Source organism: Streptomyces sp. NPDC048523 (genome assembly GCF_043199815.1).
Lineage (GTDB): Bacteria > Actinomycetota > Actinomycetes > Streptomycetales > Streptomycetaceae > Streptomyces.
This window is the reverse complement of sequence record NZ_JBICWQ010000003.1, coordinates 699,002-719,205: the sequence shown is the minus strand read 5'-3', so window position 1 is coordinate 719,205 and position 20,204 is coordinate 699,002. Positions and strand designations below refer to the sequence as shown.

General features: G+C 70.4%; 19 protein-coding genes. 7 read left to right on the top strand and 12 right to left on the bottom strand.

What is annotated here, in order from left to right; all coding sequences use genetic code 11:
- Positions 1 to 81: 81 nt before the first annotated feature.
- Complete coding sequence (locus tag ACGFWE_RS19170) at positions 82 to 2,331, bottom strand: ABC transporter family substrate-binding protein (RefSeq protein WP_393600546.1); 2,250 nt, start codon at positions 2,329 to 2,331, stop codon at positions 82 to 84.
- 299 nt (positions 2,332 to 2,630) lie between these two features.
- Between ACGFWE_RS19170 and ACGFWE_RS19165 the strand changes: the two genes are divergently transcribed.
- Genes ACGFWE_RS19165 through ACGFWE_RS19150 form a run of 4 tightly spaced genes read left to right on the top strand, consistent with a single transcriptional unit; the run spans position 2,631 to position 6,478 of the window.
- Positions 2,631 to 2,921, top strand: a complete 291-nt coding sequence (locus tag ACGFWE_RS19165) for a hypothetical protein (protein ID WP_352390353.1) — start codon at positions 2,631 to 2,633, stop codon at positions 2,919 to 2,921.
- Positions 2,922 to 2,940: 19 nt separating this feature from the next.
- Positions 2,941 to 3,777: a hypothetical protein gene (locus ACGFWE_RS19160; RefSeq protein ID WP_352390354.1), complete on the top strand. Its 837-nt coding sequence runs from the start codon at positions 2,941 to 2,943 to the stop codon at positions 3,775 to 3,777.
- Positions 3,777 to 5,711, top strand: a complete 1,935-nt coding sequence (locus ACGFWE_RS19155; RefSeq protein WP_352390355.1) for a fumarate reductase/succinate dehydrogenase flavoprotein subunit — start codon at positions 3,777 to 3,779, stop codon at positions 5,709 to 5,711. Before ACGFWE_RS19160 ends, ACGFWE_RS19155 begins: the two co-directional genes overlap by 1 nt.
- Complete coding sequence (locus ACGFWE_RS19150; RefSeq protein ID WP_393600545.1) at positions 5,708 to 6,478, top strand: succinate dehydrogenase/fumarate reductase iron-sulfur subunit; 771 nt, start codon at positions 5,708 to 5,710, stop codon at positions 6,476 to 6,478. Before ACGFWE_RS19155 ends, ACGFWE_RS19150 begins: the two co-directional genes overlap by 4 nt.
- A 68-nt stretch (positions 6,479 to 6,546) precedes the next feature.
- Here ACGFWE_RS19150 and ACGFWE_RS19145 read toward each other — a convergent pair whose 3' ends face one another.
- Both ACGFWE_RS19145 and ACGFWE_RS19140 read right to left on the bottom strand, forming a co-directional pair.
- A complete protein-coding gene (locus ACGFWE_RS19145) occupies positions 6,547 to 7,449 on the bottom strand; it encodes an NAD-dependent epimerase/dehydratase family protein (protein WP_393600544.1) in 903 nt (300 codons plus the stop codon).
- Between the two features lie 28 nt (positions 7,450 to 7,477).
- Positions 7,478 to 7,882 carry a Dabb family protein gene (locus ACGFWE_RS19140; RefSeq protein ID WP_352390358.1) on the bottom strand — a complete coding sequence of 135 codons (405 nt, stop codon included), beginning with the start codon at positions 7,880 to 7,882 and terminating at the stop codon, positions 7,478 to 7,480.
- 122 nt (positions 7,883 to 8,004) lie between these two features.
- On the opposite strand from ACGFWE_RS19140, the gene ACGFWE_RS19135 reads away from it, so the two are divergent.
- Positions 8,005 to 8,622, top strand: a complete 618-nt coding sequence (locus ACGFWE_RS19135) for a TetR/AcrR family transcriptional regulator (protein ID WP_352390359.1) — start codon at positions 8,005 to 8,007, stop codon at positions 8,620 to 8,622.
- 154 nt (positions 8,623 to 8,776) lie between these two features.
- Here ACGFWE_RS19135 and ACGFWE_RS19130 read toward each other — a convergent pair whose 3' ends face one another.
- The gene (locus tag ACGFWE_RS19130; protein ID WP_393600543.1) at positions 8,777 to 9,748 is read right to left on the bottom strand and encodes a phosphotransferase; all 972 of its coding nucleotides are present in this window, start codon (positions 9,746 to 9,748) and stop codon (positions 8,777 to 8,779) included.
- A 45-nt stretch (positions 9,749 to 9,793) separates the two neighbouring features.
- Positions 9,794 to 10,870 (bottom strand): hypothetical protein, encoded by a 1,077-nt coding sequence (locus ACGFWE_RS19125; RefSeq protein ID WP_393600542.1) that lies wholly within the window; start codon positions 10,868 to 10,870, stop codon positions 9,794 to 9,796.
- A gap of 81 nt (positions 10,871 to 10,951) precedes the next feature.
- On the opposite strand from ACGFWE_RS19125, the gene ACGFWE_RS19120 reads away from it, so the two are divergent.
- Positions 10,952 to 12,334 carry a hypothetical protein gene (locus ACGFWE_RS19120; protein WP_393600541.1) on the top strand — a complete coding sequence of 461 codons (1,383 nt, stop codon included), beginning with the start codon at positions 10,952 to 10,954 and terminating at the stop codon, positions 12,332 to 12,334.
- Positions 12,335 to 12,479: 145 nt separating this feature from the next.
- Here ACGFWE_RS19120 and ACGFWE_RS19115 read toward each other — a convergent pair whose 3' ends face one another.
- From ACGFWE_RS19115 to ACGFWE_RS19105, 3 genes are all read right to left on the bottom strand, one after another.
- Complete coding sequence (locus ACGFWE_RS19115) at positions 12,480 to 13,226, bottom strand: SDR family oxidoreductase (RefSeq protein WP_393600816.1); 747 nt, start codon at positions 13,224 to 13,226, stop codon at positions 12,480 to 12,482.
- Between the two features lie 57 nt (positions 13,227 to 13,283).
- Positions 13,284 to 14,366, bottom strand: a complete 1,083-nt coding sequence (locus tag ACGFWE_RS19110; RefSeq protein ID WP_352390363.1) for an aldo/keto reductase — start codon at positions 14,364 to 14,366, stop codon at positions 13,284 to 13,286.
- 69 nt (positions 14,367 to 14,435) lie between these two features.
- Complete coding sequence (locus ACGFWE_RS19105; protein WP_393600540.1) at positions 14,436 to 15,161, bottom strand: SDR family oxidoreductase; 726 nt, start codon at positions 15,159 to 15,161, stop codon at positions 14,436 to 14,438.
- 138 nt (positions 15,162 to 15,299) lie between these two features.
- Between ACGFWE_RS19105 and ACGFWE_RS19100 the strand changes: the two genes are divergently transcribed.
- Positions 15,300 to 15,863, top strand: a complete 564-nt coding sequence (locus tag ACGFWE_RS19100) for a TetR/AcrR family transcriptional regulator (protein ID WP_327721981.1) — start codon at positions 15,300 to 15,302, stop codon at positions 15,861 to 15,863.
- A gap of 241 nt (positions 15,864 to 16,104) precedes the next feature.
- On the opposite strand, the gene ACGFWE_RS19095 is transcribed toward ACGFWE_RS19100, so the two are convergent.
- The 4 genes from ACGFWE_RS19095 to ACGFWE_RS19080 all read right to left on the bottom strand — a co-directional run bounded on the left by ACGFWE_RS19095 (position 16,105) and on the right by ACGFWE_RS19080 (position 20,065).
- Positions 16,105 to 18,732, bottom strand: a complete 2,628-nt coding sequence (locus ACGFWE_RS19095) for a SpoIIE family protein phosphatase (RefSeq protein WP_352390365.1) — start codon at positions 18,730 to 18,732, stop codon at positions 16,105 to 16,107.
- Positions 18,733 to 18,931: 199 nt separating this feature from the next.
- Complete coding sequence (locus ACGFWE_RS19090; protein WP_352390366.1) at positions 18,932 to 19,339, bottom strand: ATP-binding protein; 408 nt, start codon at positions 19,337 to 19,339, stop codon at positions 18,932 to 18,934.
- Positions 19,340 to 19,446: 107 nt separating this feature from the next.
- Positions 19,447 to 19,848, bottom strand: a complete 402-nt coding sequence (locus ACGFWE_RS19085; protein WP_393600539.1) for a (deoxy)nucleoside triphosphate pyrophosphohydrolase — start codon at positions 19,846 to 19,848, stop codon at positions 19,447 to 19,449.
- A gap of 25 nt (positions 19,849 to 19,873) precedes the next feature.
- Positions 19,874 to 20,065 (bottom strand): SPOR domain-containing protein, encoded by a 192-nt coding sequence (locus ACGFWE_RS19080; protein WP_352390368.1) that lies wholly within the window; start codon positions 20,063 to 20,065, stop codon positions 19,874 to 19,876.
- Between the last annotated feature and the right edge of the window lie 139 nt (positions 20,066 to 20,204).

Genomic DNA, 20,204 nt, shown 5'->3' with positions numbered 1-20,204 from the left:
GTGTGACGCGGGCCTGCCGGGCTCAACATGCCACGGCCTCACCCCATCGTACGTTGCCTCCCGGGTAGGGGCTCGCCGGGCTCAGTGAGCGGTGGGGCCGGCCGCCGGCTTCGCGCCCTTCTTCAGGAAGCCCATGTCCTCGTAGACCGGCGTCTGGAATCCGAAGGAACCGGCGTTCACCAGGTTCTTCTTCACGGCCGTCAGCTGGGGCCGCTGATACAGCGGGATGGATCCCGCGGCGGCCCAGATCCGGGAGTCGGCCTTGCGGATCAGGCTCCGGCTCTTGCCCTCGTCGAGCGTGGCGACGGCCTGGTCGAAGAGCTGGTCCACCTGGTCCGTGCCGACCCGGGTGTAGTTCTGCTCGACGTTCAGCGACCCGTCGGCGGCCGGCACCGGCTTCGCGAAGATCGGGCGGGCGTCGGTGGCGGGGAAGGCGGACGCGGGCCAGGAGTACAGCGCGAGGTCGTACTGCCCGGACGCGACGTGGTCCTTGAAGTAGCTCTCGTCGGAGACCTTGGAGATCTCGGTCCGGATGCCGACCTTCGCCAGCATCGCGGAGATCCGCCCGGCCACCGTGCGCAGCGTCTCGGAGCCCGGTCCCGACGGGAGCACGAACCGCAGGGCGAGCGCCTTGCCGTTCTTGGCCAGCGCCTTCGTCGCCGCGTCCGCCGGAGCCGCGGTGCCCTTGGGGGCGTACGCTCCCGGCGCACCGCCCTGCTTCAGCCTGTTCGCGTACTGCTTGCCGTCCTGGGCGAGGTGCCGCGGGCCGTCGCCGCCGCTGCGGTGGTCCTTGGGATCCTTGTCGTCGCTGCTGTCAGCGCTCTTGTCGTCGCTGTTGTCGTCCTCGCCGACGATGTACGTCCCGTCGTCCCCGTGCGCGGAGTCCCGGCCGGCCTTTTTGCCCTCGGTACCCGCCGCCTTCTCGCCCTTCTTCTTCTCCTTCTCGACCGGGCCCCCGGGCACCCACCCGGCGTCCGCGAGCAGTGCCCGGGCCTCCTTGGTGTCCTGGCCGCCGAGGGCGCCGCTGTTGTCGGCGTAGGCGTCCTGGCCGGAGAGCGCGAGGTGGCTGCCGACCGGCACGGCGGGCAGCCCTAGCGGGGAGAGGACGACGCCGGCCAGCGCCTTGCGGTCGATCGCGCGGGCCACGGCCCGGCGCACCCGCTCGTCGGCGAGGGGACCCGAGGCGCCGTTGAGGGCGAGCTGGGTGTAGGCGGGCTCCAGGGATCTGCGGACCTCGAAGCCCTTCAGCGCCGCCTGCTCACGCGCGTATGCGGCGAGCGCCCTGCGCTCCTTCTGCCGGGCGCTGAGCTCCTCGTCGGCGGCCTCCTCGTCGTCCCCGTGGGCGAGGGCCCAGGAGCGCAGCGCGTCGGCGGCTTTCAGGTTGCTGCCGGAGCGGTGGCCGTGGAGCCCGTCGGGGCCCGCGAGCGGACTGCTGCCGGAGGTGGCTCCCGCGCGGGCGGCGAGACCGATGCGGCCGAGGGCCTCGGGGTCGACCTCGGCGAGCTCGACCGTGCCGGCGGCCAGCGCGGTGGCCCGCTTGTCGCGCGGTACGGCGCGCAGCACGATCTCGTCCAGCTTGGCGGGGTGGCCCCACCAGCGCGGATTGCGGGTGAGGGTGATCTCGTCGCCCTTGCGGTCGACCTTCTTCACCTGGAAGGGACCGGCGGTGGTCTTGAGCTTCTTGCGGGCGGAGTCGTTGAAGGAGTCCGGGGTGCCCATGACGTCCTTCGGGTACAGCGGCGAGAACAGCGAGCGCCAGTCGGCGTACGGCCGCGCGAAGGTGACCTTGACCTCCAGGTCGTTGGCACCGCGCTCGATCCTGTCGATGCGCTCGTAGCCGGCGTTGCGGGCGGTCCAGTACGCGGAGTCCTTGCCGGACAGGGCGCGCCACTGGGCGGCGAAGTCGGCGGCGCCGATCTCCCGGCCGTCGCTCCACACGGCCTGCTGGTTCAGCTTGTACAGCACGACCTGCTTGGGCTCGGTCTCGACGACCTTGGCCGACTCCAGGTAGTCGGCGTCGACCTGCGGCCGCCCGTTCGCGTCCAGCCGGTACATCGAGGGCAGGACCGCCTGGGCGACGGTGGTGGTGGTCGCGTCGGCGTCCGCCTGGAAGGTGTTCAGGGTCTCGGGGACGGCGTCCACCGCCCAGTGCAGGGTGCCGCCGTCGGCGACCAGGTCGCGGGCGGCGGGCGCGATGTCCTGCTCCGCGAGCGGCTTGCTCGCCTTGTCGTCGGAACTGCACCCGGACAGCGCGGTGACCGCGAGCGCGCCCGCGGTGAGGAAGCCGACCGAGCGCGTGACCGCGCGCAGGGCGACGCCGTTGTGGGACATCTCTGCTTACCTCCGGGAGCCGCGGGCGTTATGATCACTTTTGGCGGTATATGGAGCTGATCACATGTATGCGGCCACTGAAGAGGAAAGGGTTCGGCAACGGACGGCGACACGGCGACGACAGCCGGGAAGCCCACCCGTGCGGCGCAATCGACGGCGCACGAGGGGCGCGCACGGAGGGCTCACGATCCGCCAATCGGTGCACGTCCCTTCACACCGGCAGGTGTGACGCGCAACACTCGCAGGCGCATGACCGTTCCCGTCCAGGGCAACCCCGCCCACGGAAGTGAGGTCACGTCATGTCCGTGAACGACGAACTGGCAGCGGCCCAGCGCTCGCTCGACGAGGTGCTCAGGTACGTCAAGCGCCTGGAGCAGCAGCTGGGCAGCGGCGGTCTGGAGATGCGCCGGGTGCGGATCGACACCGACCGCCTGCGCGAGAGCCTCGCCCTGCTGAGGGAGACCGACCCGGCGCTGGCCAAGGCCCGCCGCCCGGATCTCGTCTCCATCTCCGACACCCCGTACGACAACACCCTGTGGACGGACTCGGACGACGAGGGACTCGGCGCCCGCGACCGCCGAGCCCCCTGATCCCGACCGGAGTCAAGCGTTGGCCACTGGTACGGAACCTCCCGACACCGAATCCCATCCCGTGAGCGGCGGCGTACGCGCCGGTACGCGCGCCGCGATCGACGCCCCGCACCTGCGCACCGACCGCTGGTGGCTGGCACCGGCGGCCACGGCCGCCGGGCTGCTCGCCTTCATCGTGTACTCGACCTGGCGGGCGTTCGCCGACACGGACTACTACGCGGCCCCGTACGTCTCGCCGTTCTACTCCCCCTGCCTCGCCGAGCGCTGCGCGCCCATGCGCCACGGCCCCAACTGGGAGATCTTCGGCGGTTGGTGGGGCATCTCCCCGGCGATCATCATCCTGATCTTCCCGCTCGGCTTCCGGCTGACCTGCTACTACTACCGCAAGGCCTACTACCGGGGCTTCTGGGCGTCCCCGCCGGCCTGCGCGGTGGCCGAGCCGCACAAGAAGTACACCGGTGAGACCCGCTTCCCGCTGATCCTGCAGAACATCCACCGGTACTTCTTCTACGCCGCGATCGTGGTCGCCGGGATCCTGACCTACGACACCGTGCTCGCCTTCCGCGACGAGCACTACGCGTGGGGCCACATGGGCCTGGGCACCCTGGTGTTCCTGATCAACATCGCGCTGATCTGGGCGTACACGATCTCGTGCCACTCCTGCCGGCACATCGTCGGCGGCAAGCTGAGGCATTTCTCGAAGCATCCCGTGCGGTACCGGATGTGGCAGTGGGTCGGGAAGCTCAACGCCAGGCACATGCAGCTCGCCTGGGCGTCGTTGGTGAGCGTGGCGCTCGCCGACTTCTACGTGTACCTGGTCGCGTCCGGCGCCTTTGACGATCCGAGGTTTTTTTGATGTCCGTGGTCGACCGGCAGGAATGGGATGTCGTCGTGGTCGGCGCCGGAGGGGCCGGGCTGCGGGCCGCCATCGAGGCCCGCGAGCGCGGTGCCCGGACGGCGGTGATCTGCAAGTCGCTGTTCGGCAAGGCGCACACGGTGATGGCCGAGGGCGGCATCGCGGCCAGCATGGGCAACGCCAACGCGAACGACAACTGGCAGGTCCACTTCCGCGACACCATGCGCGGCGGGAAGTTCCTCAACCAGTGGCGGATGGCCGAGCTGCACGCCCAGGAGGCCCCGGACCGGGTCTGGGAGCTGGAGACCTGGGGCGCCCTGTTCGACCGCACGAAGGACGGCCGGATCTCGCAGCGCAACTTCGGCGGCCACGAGTACCCGCGCCTGGCCCACGTCGGCGACCGCACGGGCCTCGAACTGATCCGCACGCTCCAGCAGAAGATCGTGTCGCTCCAGCAGGAGGACCACAAGGAGACCGGCGACTACGAGTCCCGGCTGAAGGTCTACCAGGAGTGCACGGTCACCCGGGTCCTGAAGGACGGGGGCCGCGTCTCCGGTGTCTTCGCCTACGACCGTGAGAGCGGCCGTTTCCTCGTCCTGGAGGCCCCGGCCGTCGTGATCGCGACCGGTGGCATCGGCAAGTCCTTCAAGGTGACGTCGAACTCGTGGGAGTACACCGGCGACGGCCACGCACTGGCCCTGCTCGCGGGCGCACCCCTGCTGAACATGGAGTTCGTGCAGTTCCACCCGACCGGCATGATCTGGCCGCCGTCGGTCAAGGGCCTCCTCGTCACCGAGTCGGTGCGCGGCGACGGCGGAGTGCTCAGGAACGCCGACGGCAAGCGGTTCATGTTCGACTACGTCCCGGACGTCTTCAAGGAGAAGTACGCCGAGTCGGAGGAGGAGGGCGACCGCTGGTACGAGGACGCGGACAACAACCGGCGTCCCCCGGAGCTGCTCCCCCGCGACGAGGTGGCCAGGGCGATCAACTCCGAGGTGAAGGCGGGCCGCGGCTCCCCGCACGGCGGGGTCTTCCTGGACGTGTCGACGCGGATGCCTGCGGAGGTCATCCGGCGGCGGCTCCCCTCGATGTACCACCAGTTCAAGGAGCTGGCGGACGTCGACATCACGGCCGAGCCGATGGAGGTCGGGCCGACCTGTCACTACGTGATGGGCGGCATCGCGGTCGAGTCGGACACGGCGGCGGCGCGCGGGGTGCCGGGGCTGTTCGCGGCCGGTGAGGTCGCGGGCGGCATGCACGGCTCGAACCGGCTCGGCGGCAACTCCCTCTCCGACCTGCTGGTGTTCGGGCGCCGGGCGGGCTGGCACGCGGCCGAGTACGCAACCGGGCTCGCGGCGGACCGTCCGCCGGTGGACGAGGTCCAGGTCGACGCGGCGGCGGCCGAGGCGCTCAGGCCGTTCTCGGCGGAGGGCACCGAACCCGCCGTAGGACCTCCGGAGAACCCCTACACCCTGCACCAGGAGCTCCAGCAGGCGATGAACGACCTGGTCGGCATCATCCGCCGCGAGGGCGAGATGGAGCAGGCCCTGGAGAAGCTCGGGGACCTTCGGGTGCGGGCCCGGCGGGCCGGGGTCGAGGGGCACCGGCAGTTCAACCCGGGCTGGCACCTCGCGCTGGACCTCAGGAACATGCTGCTGGTCAGCGAGTGTGTGGCGCGGGCCGCGCTGGAGCGGACCGAGTCCCGCGGCGGCCACACCCGCGAGGACCACCCGGGGATGGACCGCGAGTGGCGCAACGTCAACCTGCTGTGCCGACTGACCGACCCGACGGGCGGGTTGGCGGCGACCGACCCCGTCCGGGGCCAGATCGACCTCACCCGTGAGACCACCGACCCCATCCGCGCCGACCTGCTCGCCCTCTTCGACAAGGAGGAGCTGGTCAAGTACCTCGCCGAAGAGGAGCTGTACGAATGAGCGGCTACACGGCCCACTTCAAGGTGTGGCGGGGCGATGCGAAGGGCGGCGACCTGGAGGACTTCAAGGTCGAGGTCAACGACGGCGAGGTGGTGCTGGACATCATCCACCGCCTCCAGGCCACCCAGGCGCCCGATCTCGCCGTCCGCTGGAACTGCAAGGCGGGCAAGTGCGGTTCGTGCTCGGCGGAGATCAACGGGCGGCCCCGGCTGATGTGCATGACCCGCATGTCGGTGTTCACGCCGGAGGAGACGATCACCGTGACCCCGCTGCGGGCCTTCCCGGTGGTCCGCGATCTCGTCACGAACGTCGGGTTCAACTACCAGAAGGCGCGCGAGGTCCCGGCGTTCGTGCCGCCGCCGGATCTCGGGCCGGGCGAGTACCGGATGATGCAGGAGGACGTGGACCGCCCGCAGGAGTTCCGCAAGTGCATCGAGTGCTTCCTGTGCCAGGACACCTGCCATGTCGTGCGCGACCACGAGGAGAACAAGACCGCGTTCGCGGGCCCGCGCTTCCTGATGCGGGTCGCGGAGCTCGACATGCATCCCCTGGACGCGGCCGAGGAGTCCGGCCTGGACCGCAAGAAGACGGCCCAGGACGAGCACGGTCTCGGCTACTGCAACATCACCAAGTGCTGCACGGAAGTGTGCCCCGAGGGCATCAAGATCACGGACAACGCGCTGATTCCGCTGAAGGAAAGGGCGGTCGACCGCAAGTACGACCCGCTGGTCTGGCTGGGATCGAAGATCAGGAGGAGGTCTTCCTAGTGCCGTGACCACGAACGTTCACGGTGTCGGCGGCCGTGCCGTCGGCCTGCAGGTGTGGCGGTGCGAGTTCAGCTGACCTCGTTGCGGACGGCGGTGTCGAGGTCGGTGGCGGTCAGGCGGAAGGTGTCGGCGGTCTCCGTCGCGTCCATGTGGAACGGCGCGTACCACTGGTAGTCCATCTCGGCCATCTCGCGGGCGATCGGCACGATCAGCCCGGCCGTACGCGTCACGGAGCGTGGTATCTGGATGAGTTTGACCGGTGGCCGGCCCGCCGCGACGGCGTAGCGCCGCGCCAGCTCGCGAATGGTGACGGCCGGCGGAGACGGCACGTGCCAGGGTCGGCCCCACGCGCGTTCTTCCGAGGCCAGCGTGATGAGGGCCTGTGCCATGTCGCCGTTGAAGGTGAAGGTGTGCGGCATGTCCAGGTGGCCGGTGATCCAGGCCGCTTTTCCCTTCTGCAGGGCCGACTTGACGAGCAGGGAGTAGATGCCCTTGGCGTCCTTGCCGATGTAGTCGGAGCCGCGGACCTCGACGGTGCGGATCCCTCCGGTGAGGGCCTGTTCCCACATGCGTCTGCGCAGGCGGCCCTTGTGCCCGGTGGCGGCCATGGGGGTGTGTTCGTTCATCCGGCCACCGGGCTGCGGACCGTAGGCGTAAAGGCTGCCGGTCAGCGCGAGGACGGCGTCGTTCGCCTTGGCGGCGGCGATGGCCGCCGTCTGCAGGGGCGGCAACAGGCGCTCCCACACCGTGTACGAGGGTGGATTGGCGCAGTGGTAGATCACTTCCGCGCCGCGGGACAGCTCGGTCAGGCGGGACGGGTCGGACGCGTCCGCGGCGACCCGGTCGACCAGCTGGTGCTCGGGGCCGGAGCCGCTGCGGGTGACGATGCGGACGCTCTCGCCGCGCTCGGCGAGCAGACGGGCGACGTTGGTACCGATGGAACCGGCACCGATGACGACGTGCTTGGCCATGACGGTTTCTCCTTCTCCAGGGTCTCGGTCAGTCGTCCACGCCGGAGCCGGTATAGGTGGGCACGTCGGCGAGCATGCCGGCGATCTGCGGGTTGAGCTCGTTGCGGCGCCGGTGCAGTTCCTGGATCTTGGCGTTCAGGTCGGGGTCGTCGTCGTCACTGACGTCGAAGATCTCCAGCCGTTCGACCAGGTGCAGCCCGAGGTGGTCGGTCTGGTAGGTGGTCGGGTGCGTCAGGTAGGCGAAGAGCCCGTCGAGATGTTCGACGACGAACACCGCGCCGTACGTGTAGTCGCCGCCGTGGTCGCGGCCGACGACGAAGGACTTGACGGCGGGGTTCGACCGGCCCTGATTGCGCCAGCTCTCCAGCACCCCTTCGATCTGCTCAGGCGTCGCAGTGGCCTTCATCGTGACTCTGTTGATGTGGTAAATCATGACTTACTACCCGTTCCTAACGTCGTTAGGTTTCCTAACGGCGTTAACTATGACGCGCATCGCCGACGCGGTCAAGGCGATGACTAGTGTTCGAGAACACCATCGAAGCGAAGTGACAGACCATGCCGACCAGCACAAGACGGGCCCGCGAACGGGCGAACACCCGGGAGCGGATCATCGAGGCCGCGCTGCACGTCCTCGAGACCGAGGGCATCGCGGCCCTGACGATCCGGCGCATCGCCACCGACGTCGAATATTCCGCGCCCGTCGTCTACCAGCACTTCGCCAACAAGGACGCGCTCGTACTGGAGCTGGTCGCGCACGGCCACCACCTGATGCTGACCGAGTTCCGCCGAGCCGCGCAGGAGCCCGACACCGACCGGCGGATGACGCGCATTGCGTCGCAGTACGTCCGGTTCGCCGGCGAGCACCCCCACCTCTTCCAGGTCATGAACGACCCGGTGGTCGACGCGGACGAACGCCGACGCGTCGCGGAACCGGTCATCGACGTCCTCAAGGATCTGCTCACCTCCTGGTCGGCTGCCCACGACGTGGTCCTGGCCGATTTCGACGAGGCTTGCGAGATCCTCTGGGGCACGCTGTACGGCATCGCGTCGCTCGGTTACCTCGGCAACGTAGGCAGCGATCGCGCCCGCCGCCTCGCCGAACAGGCGCTCCGCGCGATCCTTCTCGGCTGGCAAACCGAGAGCCTGGCGAACGGTCGACCGGCGAGAAGCTAGGTGCTCTGACCGCTGTGGTTCGCCGGGTTGGAGGAAGGACCGGGGCGTTCGTCGAGATCGTCTTCGTGGGGCTGCCGATCGATCGTGATCCACGACCACCAACCCGGCGAACCTACGCGGTCGGAGCACTAACCGGCGTACAGACAGGTACCGATCACCGGCTGATGAGCTCCAGCACCCTGACCAGGTTGGATTCCGCGATCTCCCGCATGCGGTCCGGGTTCGGGAAGTCGCCCTCGATCAGGCGGAGGGGGCCGGCGACCAGGGACACGTGCATGGCGAGGCGGTAGAGGTTCATCCGGTCCTCGTCCAGGCCAGGGACGCGCAGGACGTCGTAGTGCCGCGGTCCGAAGCGGATGCGCAGGAAGACGTGCTCCCACTCGACGTCGAAGTACATGAGACCTTCGACGTCGATGAGGGCGGGTCTGCCCCGGTCGTCCAACAGGACGTGGTCGGCGCCGAGTTCGCCGTGGACGAGGGTGTGCCGGGCGCGGGGCCGGACGGCTGCGGCGAGCCGTCGGACGGTCTCCTCGAGCTCGTCCCGTACGACGGCGATCCGTTCGTCCCGTACGGCGGCCTGCTCGATGTGGCGCAGGGCTCCCTCGGTGATGCGCCGGGCGGCCGAACCCGACGACGAGGTACCGCCGTTGTCGACGAGCCCGACCTTGCCGAAGGCGGGGCCCTCCTGCGCGTGCAGAGACCCGAGTTCGGCGGCCAGCAGCTCCAGCGCGGCGCGACCGGCGGCCGGGTCCCGCTCCAGGGCCTCCTCCAGACTGCCGCCCCGCAGGTCCTCGACGACCACGGCGTCCATGGCGGTGTCGGCGTGCAGGAGGCGGGGGGTGCGCACGCCGGCCGCGACCAGGCGGTCGTGGGCGGCCGTGAACACGTCGGGACCGGTGCCGGCGGAGAAGGGGTCGCGGGGGTCGGAGGGGCCGGCGTCCCAGTAGTCCTCGTCCGGCGACCAGACGTAGGCGACGACCGTCGTACCGTCGTCGAGGGCCAGCCGGTAGACACCCTTCTTGCTGCCGCCGCGGAGCCGGGTGACGCCGGTGAGGGCGCGGCCGGTCGCGGCGCGGGCGAGGGGGGCGAGGTCGTCGCGGGTGAGGTGTCTGCGGGTGGTGGTCATCCGGCAGATCGTCGCAGTGCGGCGCGCCGGACCGCAGGTGGTTTTCTAACGGACCCAGTCCTTCTCGTACGCCGTCCAGTCCGCCTCCGTGGCCGCGAAGTCGACGTACAGCGCCACGCCGAAGTTCGCGCGGTCCGCGTCCGTGCGGGAGAGCCCGAGGCGGACGCCGCGGACCGCCGCGGGGACGGTCTCGGCGAAGGACCAGTGGGCGAAGTTGTCCTCCCGGTAGAAGGGCAGTCCCATCAGCAGGTCCGTGGAGTCGGGGGTGACCTCCAGGGCCAGTGAGGTCTGCTGGGCGACATAGCCGCCGTACAGGCTCTCCAGGGGCGTGGCCGTGTCGTACGACATCACCGCGATCTGGTCGACCCGGCGCGCGACCTGACCGAAGTAGGCCTGCGACCACCACTTGGGGTGCCCGGTGAGCGTGCCCGCGACGGAGTGCAGTGCGGGGAGCGGGTCGATCTGGTGGGCGGCGACGGAGAGCGGCACGCCGTGGGCGCGGGTGACCTGGTGGAGGGCGTCGAGGAGGTCGAGGTAGTCCTCGTCGCCGGAGTGCAGGGGCTCCAGGTCGAAGTGGGCGCCGTCGAACCCGGTGTCGAGGATCTGACGGGTGGACCGTACGACGGCGGCGCGGGTGTCCTTCTCGGTGAGGCGCAGTCCGTCGGGGCTCTCGGTGGCGAGCTGGTCGCCGAGCCAGGCCTGCACCCGGATGCCGGGAGCCGCCTTGTGCACGGCACCGATCAGCCACCGCGCCTTCGGGTACGCCGACCCGGGCAGCGTCCCGTCGTGTTCCAGGGGCCCCGCGTGGACGTACAGGTCCCGGATCCCGGTGTCCCGCAGGCGCCGGGCGAGGGCGGTGACGTCGGCGTCGGTCTTGCGCCCGTCCACCCAGGCGTGCCCGAGCCAGATCGCGTCCTTGCCCCGGGTGCGGGTGCCGTCCGCGGGGTCACCGGCGTAGTTGAGGCGGAGGGCGACGGCGACGGTGAGGAGGGGAAGGAGGAGGACGAGCGCGAGCGCGATCAGACCCCGGCGGAGCCGGCGGCGACGTGTGCGCCTCGGCGCCGGCGCCTCCTTCTCCGCCTCACCGTTCCCGTCGACCTGTATGTCCCGCACGTCTGACATCCGCTCCCCCACTCTCCTCGCGTACGCCCACCCGTCCCACCCCGCTCGCGCCCCCGCATTCCAGCCCATACGCTCCGAAACGTGACGCCATCCTTGATACGGGGCCGACCGCGGCGGGGCCGCTCGCACATATCCGCGCGGGTGGCACATGCCCTGCTGGGTGTGGTCGCCGGGGTCGTGTGGCTGGTGTTGCCGTGGATGACGATCAACGACGACGCTCCGGTTGCAGGCGCGCGCACGAGCGCCGCCGCCCCGGCCGAGGACACGTCCTCCGGCACCGACCTCGTCCTGCCTCTGGCCGCCCTCGCCGTGGTGCTGGTCCTCGCCGGATACGGCTCTGTCCGCCGGATGCGCCGCACCCGCAGCCGTACGACACCGGCGGCCGCCGGCACGACCCATGTCGGCGCGTATCCCGCCCCGGCGGCCACGCCCCCGCTCGCCGACCTCGACGAGCGCTCCCGGGCCGCGCTGGTCGCCGCCGACAACCGTCTGCGCACCCTCCGCGAGGAACTCACCTTCGCCGAGGCCGGGTTGGGCCCCGAGGCGGTGGCTCCCTTCGCCGGGGCGGCCGAGGCGGCGGAGGCCGAACTGGCGGCCGCGTGCGCGATACGGCGGCGGTACGAGGAGGGCGTACCGGAGGAAGCGGCCGCCCTCGCCGGAGTCGTGGGCCGCTGCGAGGAGGCCGAGCGGCGGCTGACCGGGGCGGCGGAGAGCCTGGGCGCCCTGCGGGGGCTGGACCGCGACCCCGCCGCCGCCCTGGCGTCGGCCGAGACCCGCTTCCGTGAGCTGACCGCCCGCACCGCCGGGGCGGAGACCACGCTCACGGACGACTCCGTCGCCGGGTATGTCGAACTGGCCAAGGACAGCCTGGTCACCGCGACCGTCCAGCTCAACGAGACCCACCAGGCCACCGCCTCGGGCCGGCCCGACGAGGCGGCCCACCACCTCCGTGCGGCGGAGACCGCGATCGCCCGGGCCGATGCGCTGGTGAGGGCCGTGACCCGGCTGCGCGAGGCGCTCACCGGGGCCGCCCGGCTGATCCCGGCCGCCCTCACGGGCGCGGAGGCGGAACTGGCCCCCTTCCGTGACGGCACCGCGGACGAGGGCGAGACCCGTGCCCGGCTCCTGCACGCCGACGCGGTCCTGGCCGCCGTACGACAGGAGACGACGTCCGGGCAGCCCTACGATCCGCTCGGTGTGCTGCGCCGGATCGTGCACGTGACCGCGCCCCTGGTGACCGGCCGGTCCGGGGTGCTCCCGGTGGCCGCGCTGCTGGTCGCCCGGGAGTCCGTGGCCGCGGCGGACGACTACGTCACCGTCCACCGCGAGGCGGTCGGCGCCGCGCCCCGCGTGCTGCTGCAGGAGGCGCGGCTGACCGGTGATCTCCCGCGGGCGGACATCCTGGCCCGCGAGGCGCGTGACCTCGCCGAGCGGGACGTACGGCTGCGCGGGCATCCCGCCTAGAAGGCCCTGCTCTCGTATCGGCGTGTCTCCGTGAGCCGCCACAACCTCCGTAGGGCCCGCCACCATGAGCGGTTTATGCAGGCTCTCGGCTGGGGTTTCCCAGCCGAGCGTTTTGCGTTCGCCCGTGGCGGGACGGCAGACGAGTTCAGAGCTGGGTTTCGCCGCCGTCCACGGCCAGCTCGATGCCGGTGGTGTACGTGGCATCGAAGGCGAGGAACGCGGCCGCCTTGGCGAACTCTTCGACGGTGCCGTAGCGCTTCATGGGGTTGCTCGCGGTCCGCTCCGCCCTGAACTGGTCGGCGGCCTCTTTGGACAAGTTCATCGTTTCCAGAATCCCCGAGTCGATGGGACCCGGGCTGATCGCATTGACACGGATTCCCCGCGGAAGCAGCTCGCGGGAGAAGGTGCGGGCCATCGAACGCAGCGCCGCCTTGCCGGCCGCGTAGACGCTGGTGTCCACCATGCCGATGACGTTCGCGATCGAGGTGGTGAGGACGATGCCGGCGTTCGCGCTCAGCAGTGGAGCGAGCTTCTGCACAGTGAAGAAGGCGCCCTTGACGTTGATCGCGAACAGCTCGTCGTACACGTCCTCGGTCGTCGACTCGAGGGGCGTGAGGGGTGAGATGCCGGCGTTGACGAACAAAGCCTCGATCGAGCCGAGCTCGCTCTTTACACGGCCGGCGAGCATGTCCAGGTCGGACAGTGAGGCCACATCCGCCCGGACGGCCACGGCATTCTCGCCGAGCCACTCGCGTGCCGCGTCGAGCTTGGCCTGAGAACGGCCGGTGATCACCACGCGGGCTCCGCCTCGCACCAGCAGCTCCGCCAGCGCGAGCCCCATGCCGCTGCTGCCACCCGTGATCACCACATTCTTGTCGCTGTACTCACCCATACCGAGGTTGATCCGTTCCGTCATCAAAAACATGTCGATATATCTGGATGCCGCTGTTCATGAAGCGAATCGGCCGAGGGTTTCGATCTTCATGTCGCCTGTGGTGACCGTGCGGATGTGATCGCTGGCGAGCAGGCCGTGCGGATTGCCGAGATCGATGGCGCTGACCTCGTCGAGGCGGGCCAGCTGGGAAGGAGCGAGGTCGACCTGCAGGGCACCCAGGTTGTCCTCCAGCTGCGCGATGGTGCGGGCGCCGATGATGGGTGCCGTCACGCCCGGGGCGTTCAGGGTCCAGGCCAGTGCGACCTGGGCGGGTGTGCGGCCCAGCTCCGAGGCCACCTCCTTCACCACATCGGCAATGCCGAGGTTGCGGTCGGTGACCCATCCCAGGGCGACGTTGAGGCTCTTGCGGTTGCCGGCCGTTTCACCGGCAACGGAGCCCTCCGGATTCTGGTCCTCCCGGCTGTACTTGCCGGTGAGCACCCCGCCGCCCAACGGGGAGAAGGGGACCACGCCGAGTCCCATCTCGCGTGCCATCGGGATCAGGTCACGCTCCGCGGTGCGCTCGATCAGGCTGTACTCGGTCTCCAGTGCGACCAGTGGCGACCAGCCGCGCAGGTCGGCGATCGCCTGCATGCGCGACACCTGCCAGGCCGGGGCGCTGGAGATCGCCACGTACAGCACCTTGCCCTGCCTCACCAGGTCGTCCAGGCCCCGCAGGATCTCCTCCACCGGCGTCCTGAAGTCCCATACGTTCACGTAGAGCAGATCGATGCAGTCGGTGTTCAGCTGCCGCAGACTGGCTTCCACCGACGCCAGCATGCTCTTGCGGTGGGTACCCCCGGAATTCGGGTCACCGGGCCGGCGCAGCGTCGAGTACTTCGTCGCCAGCACCATCTTGTCGCGGTTGGTGCGGGCGAATTCGCCGAGCAGTCGCTCGGAGCTGCCGTTGGTGTAGGTGCTGGCGGTGTCGAAGAAGTTGCCGCCGAGCTCGGTGTAGCGGTCGAAGAGCTTGCGCGCCTCGTCGCGCTCGGCGCCCCAGCCCCACTCGGTGCCGAAGGTCGCCGTGCCCAGCGCCAGCGGTGAGACCCGGAGTCCGGAACGGCCCAGCAGCCGATAGGTGTCGAGAGTGAGTGCCATCGTGTTCTCCTGTGAGGTGCGGTTCGTGGCGTTCGAGAGGTGCGGATCGGTGGTCGGCTCGCCCGGGTTTCAGGCGCCGAGCCCGTAGCCGCCGGCCACGGTGATGTCCTGGCCGGTGATGTAGCCGGCGGCGTCCGAGGCGAGGAAGGCGACTGCTTCCGCGACCTCCTGGCTGGATCCGAAGCGCTCGAAGGGGATCTTCGAGCGCATGGCGTCCCGGCCGCTCTCGGGCACCCCCAGCTTGTTGAGCAGCGGGGTGTCGGTGACCCCGGGGCTCACGGCGTTGACGCGAATCCTGCGCGGGGCCAGTTCGAGCGCGAGCGAGGGCAGCATGGCCAGCAGCGCGCCGCGTGTCGCCGCCCCCACCGTGGCGCCAGGGGTGCCGCGACGGGATCCGATGCCGACGGTCAGCACGATCGAGCCGCCGTCGTCCATGAGGGGAAGGGCCTTTTGGAGGGTGAAGTACTGGCCCTTGAAGTTGAGGTCGGCGTGCTCGTCGAACGATTCCTCCGTCACCTCGGCAACCGGTGCCGGACGGAAGATCCCGGCGTTGAGGAAGAGCAGGTCCAGCGATCCGAACCGCGCCGACACCGCCGACATCAGGGCGTCGGTGTCGGAGAGCACGCGCCCGTCGGACCGGACGACGAGCACGTCGCCGGGGAGCTCGGATCTTGCTCGTGCGAGGGAATCGGGATTCTGTCCGGTGACCGCGACCTGGTAGCCGCGGGCGTGCAGCAGCTCGGCCGTCGCTCTGCCGATCCCGGTCGTTCCCCCGGTGATGAGAGCTGCAGGCATGGCAAACCTTTCGTCGCTGAAGCGACGGGTGGGACCACCCGTAATCGGGGACCTCCCCGGTTGTCTCACCGTACACTGAACCGGGGAGGTCCCCGAATCGTTCCCGAGCCTCATCCGACACTCACGATCGCGAAGGTCATGACACCTCCACGCAGCACCCTGCGCGCCGACGCGCAGCGCAACCGCGAGCAGCTGATCGCCACGGCCGCCGAAGCCTTCGCGTCCGGACGCGCGATCTCGCTGGACGCGATCGCCAAACGCGCGGGAGTGGGGAACGCCACCCTGTACCGGCACTTCCCCACCCGAGAGGATCTGGTCGAAGAGGTCTACCGGGACCAGATCCGGCCCTTGCGCGAAGACGCGCGCACCCTGCTGGCCACCAAGCCGCCCGCGCAGGCCCTCCACGCGTGGATGCTCCGATTCGCCGACTGGGCCGGTGAACGACGCGGCATCTGCGAGGCCCTGGTCGCCATGAGCGCTTCCGGCCGCTTCGGCACCGGACCGGTCTGCGACGAGGTCCAGCAGGTCCTGGCGATGGTGCTCGAGGCCGGCGCCACAGCAGGAGAACTGCGCAGCGACATCGACCCGGTCGAGGTGGGCGGCATCCTCGCCGGTTTGCTCTCCGTGGCCGGCGCACCCGAGCAGCGCCCCCAGCTGAACCGCATGCTGGACGTCGTCGTCGACGGACTCAGGCCCCGCTGAGCGATACGCCGGCGGTTCGGCGATGCGTCGGCCCATGCCTGACGGCATGGCTGCGGCCGCGGCGGTCGGGGCGCCCCAGACCTTGGTGAGGACCGTCGGGATGGTTGCCTACGTTCGGCTCGTTCCCCGCCTCGCGACAGCGCCCGAACGGCTCGTCAGGTGTTCCTGCCGTCGCCGCTCAAGGGGGACCACCGAGGTGCGCCGCTCAAGGGGGATCACCGAGGTGGACCCAGAACAGGGCCTAGAAGAGGCTCAGCAGTGCCTCCGCCGGGTCCACCATGCCGTTCTGCCCGTCCGGCAGCGGGAGTTCGAACCACACCGTCTTGCCGCGCGGGGTGCGCCGGGAACCCCAGGCCGCGCTGAGCAGTCCGACCAGTTGCAGGCCCCGGCCGCCCTCGTCGGTGTCGCGGGCGCGGCGGCGGCGGGGCTGGACGAGACCGGAGTCCCAGACCTCGCAGACCAGGGTGCGGTCCAGGAGCAGACGGAGACGGATGTCGCCCTCCCCGTACCGCAGGGCGTTGGTGACCAGCTCGCTGACGAGGAGTTCCGTCGTGTCGACCAGGGGTTCCAGGTCCCAGCTGAGCAGCTGGCCGCGGGCGTACTCGCGGGCCCGGCCCACGCTGCGCGGCTCGCGCGGGAGGGTCCAGTCGCCGACCGAGTTCGCGGGCAGGCCCTGGACACGTGCCATCAGCAGCGCGATGTCGTCCTCGCCGTGGTGGGTGTCGAGGGTGTTCAGAACGTGGTCGCAGACGTCCTCCAGCGGGGCGGAGGGGTCGGTGAGCGCTCCGACGAACGCCTGGAGACCCTCGTCGAGGGGGTGATCGCGGCTTTCGACCAGTCCATCCGTGTAGAGCGCGAGCAGGGCGCCTTCGGGTAGTTCGACCTCCACCTCCTCGAAGGGCTCGCCGCCGACACCGAGCGGCATGCCGGGCGGCACGTCCAGCATCAGCGCGTCCTCGCCGGGTTCGACCAGGACCGGCGGGAGGTGGCCCGCGTTGGCGAAGGTGCAGCGGCGGGTCACCGAGTCGTAGACGGCGTAGACGCAGGTCGCGAGGTACACCTCCAGGAGGTCCGCCTCGCGGGGGCGGCGGGCCGCGCGGGTCGCCTGCTGGACCCCGCCGGGGGCGCCGAGACCGCGGGCGATCTCGTCCAACGCGCTGAGCACCTCGGCCGGTTCGAGGTCCAGGAGGGCCAGGGTGCGGACGGCCGAGCGCAGTTCGCCCATGGCCACGGCCGCGCGCAGACCGCGGCCCATCACGTCCCCGACGACCAACGCCGTGCGGTGACCGGGCAGTTCGATGACGTCGAACCAGTCGCCGCCGACCTCGCTTGGCCGGTCCGCGGAGGAGTTGCCGGGCAGATAACGGCAGGCGATGTCCAGGCCGGCGGCCACCGGGTCGCCGGGCGGCAGCAGGGACCGCTGCAGCATCAGGGCCCGCTCGTGCTCCCGCCGGTACAGGCGCGCGTTGTCGATACAGACCGCGGCCCGCGCCGCCAGCTCCACCGCGAGATCCCGGTCCCGGTCCCCGAACGGCTCGCTGCCCTTCGTCCGGGAGAACTGCGCGAGTCCTACGACGGTGTCGTGGGCGACCATCGGCACCGCGAGCGTGGACTGCACGAGGCCGCCCTCCTCGGCCGGGATGTACTGCGGGCGGGCGGTGCGCAGGGCGTCCGCGCAGGGCGAGTTGAAGGGGTAGTGGTGGACCGCGCCGAGCGCGACGGGGTCGCCGGAGCCGGCGAAGGGGGCGTCGGAGACCGCGCTGGCGAAGGCGACCCGGCGCAGTTCGGCGCTGCCGTCGGCGAGCCCCGGCGGGGTCTCGTCGCCGACCAGCAGGCCCTGGTAGAGGTCGACGGTGGCCAGGTCGCAGAAGCCGGGGACGACGACGTCGAGGAGTTCGCGGGCCGTGGTCTCCAGGTCGAGCGAGTTCCCTATGCGGGCGCCGGCCTCGTTGAGGAGGGCGAGATTGCGCCGGGCGGCCGCGGCCTCACGGGCGGCGGCACGACGGGCGGTGATGTCGGTTCCCAGCCAGGCGATGCCGATGGGCCGCCCGGACCCGCTGCGCACCCGGTACAGGTTGATGGACCAGTGGCGGCGCTCGTCGGAGCCCGGCAGGAAACCGGTGACGTGCATGTCCGTGATGGAGTCACCGGTCTCCAGGACCCGGCGCAGGGTGGCGGTGACCCGCTCGGCCTCGGGGCGCGGCAGATAGTCGTGGACGCCCTTGCCGCGGTGGTCGTCCGGGCTGCCGCCGAAGAGAGAGGCGAAACGGTAGTTGACCCGGCGCACCCGCAGCTCGGGGTCGATCAGCACGAAACCGAAGGGGGATTGACCGAAAATCGCCTGCGAGGCGGCGAGGTCGGTCTCGATGCTGCGCAAGGTGCGCACGTCCACCACGATGCAGACGGCGGCCTTCTCGCCCTCCTCGGTCCGCGTCGGCATGACGTAGACCTCGGCGAGTCCCTCCCGGCCGCACTCGCCGTCGGCCGCCGATGCGGGCACCCGGAAGGGGACCACACCCGTCCACTCGCGGCCGTCCAGGATCTCCGCCATCTTGCGCTGGCCCTGCGCGCGCAGGTCGTCGTCGATGAACGCCTCGATGGGGTCCATGCCGACGGCGTGCTCGGCGGGGATGCCGAAGAGCTGCTCGGCGCGCAGACTCCACTGGTCGACCAGACCGTCGGGGCCGATGGAGAAGGACGCGACCTTGATGTAGTCGTAGATCGAGCCGGGCGGGCTGCTCTGCCACATGGCGTCACCGGACGGCGCGTCGCCGTGACGGACATGGACCGCGACAGCATCCATGGCCTCAGCCCTCGCGCCCTCCGACGGGTCCTTCGACTCCGTGGCCTTCGCTGGTATCTCGCTCACGCGAACCGTCCCCTCCAGCTCACCGCGTCCGGTACCGGTCACCGGGGGCGGCTGCCCGCAGTATCCAGCACTACGGCGCCGCACAACACGGTGTTCACGATCACAGCACGATCCCGACGGTTTTCGGTCCGGGCTGCGACAACACTTCCAGTCTTCTAACCAGCAGGCACGGCGTCGAACCGCCGCGATCACGTCCTGTTCATCCTGGTACCGAGAGTTCGAACCAGACCGTCTTGCCGGTGACGCCGGGGCGGGTGCCCCAGCGGTGGGCGGCGTGGGCGACCAGTTGCAGTCCGCGGCCGCTCTCGTCGTCCAGTTCGGCAACGCGTTCGCGGGGCAGATCGGGCAGGGGGTCGGAGACCTCCACCAGGAGCACGCCGTCGACCCTCTCCGGGCGGACCAGACGGACGCCGATGGGGCCGGTGGCATGCCGGAGCGAGTTGGTCACCAGCTCACTGACCAGCAGGGCGGCGACGTCGGCGAGACCGTCGAGGTTCCAGACGGTCAGCCGGCTTCTGACAGCCGTGCGGGCAGCGCGTACGGCGCCCGGGTCCGCCGGGAAGATCCACTTGGCGCAGTCGCCTTCGGTGTCGATCACGCCGATCACATCCCGGGCCAGCCCATGTCCGCTTTCGTGGGGTTAAGGGGCACATACCCGATATCAACGGTGAAGTACCGCAGCGAATGGGGTAAGCGGGGGCCGTTCAAGGATCCCTAGGGCCGCTGGAACGCCTTCAGTGCGCCGATCGCTTCCACGTCCTGGTCGAGCCAGTTCACGTCCCCGAACTCGTCCGGGGTCAGCCAGCGCAGCGCGTCGTGGTCCTGCAGGGGCTCGGGATCGGCGGAACCCGGCAGCAGGCGGGCCCTCCACGCCTGCAGGACATACGGAGGTCTCAGCGGCCACTCACCCGGCACGCGCTCCAGCGCCTCCGCCTCGACCCCGAGTTCCTCGCGCAGTTCGCGTACCAGCGCCTGCTGCGGTGACTCCCCCGGCTCCACCTTGCCGCCCGGCAGCTCCCAGCGGCCGGCCAGTTCGGGCGGTGCGCTGCGGCGGGCGGCGAGGAGGCGGTCGCCGTCACAGAGGGCGGCCGCCACCACCACGATCCGTTCCGTCATGCGCCGGAGCCTACGGGAGGCTCCGTCAGTCGGCCGAACTCGAGCCGTTCGGGCCGATGCGCTCGACCCAGTAGAGCTGTTTGTGGCCGCGGGCATCGAGACTGTCCGCGATCTTCTGGGCCTCGGCCCGGGTCGCGTACCTGCCCACGCGGTAGCGATTGCCGTTGTCGTCCTGTCGTATGACGAGCCAGGGGAGAGTGATCGTGCCGTCGTTCATTGCGCCCCACCGCTCCTTCCCGACCTGCGTCGAGCCCCACCCGATAAGGAAACCGCACTCCGCATATGCCCGAGCCTACGCCCAACCTTTACGCAGCGAACACGCGTTTTCACAAAGAGGTACGCAACCAGCCAGGACG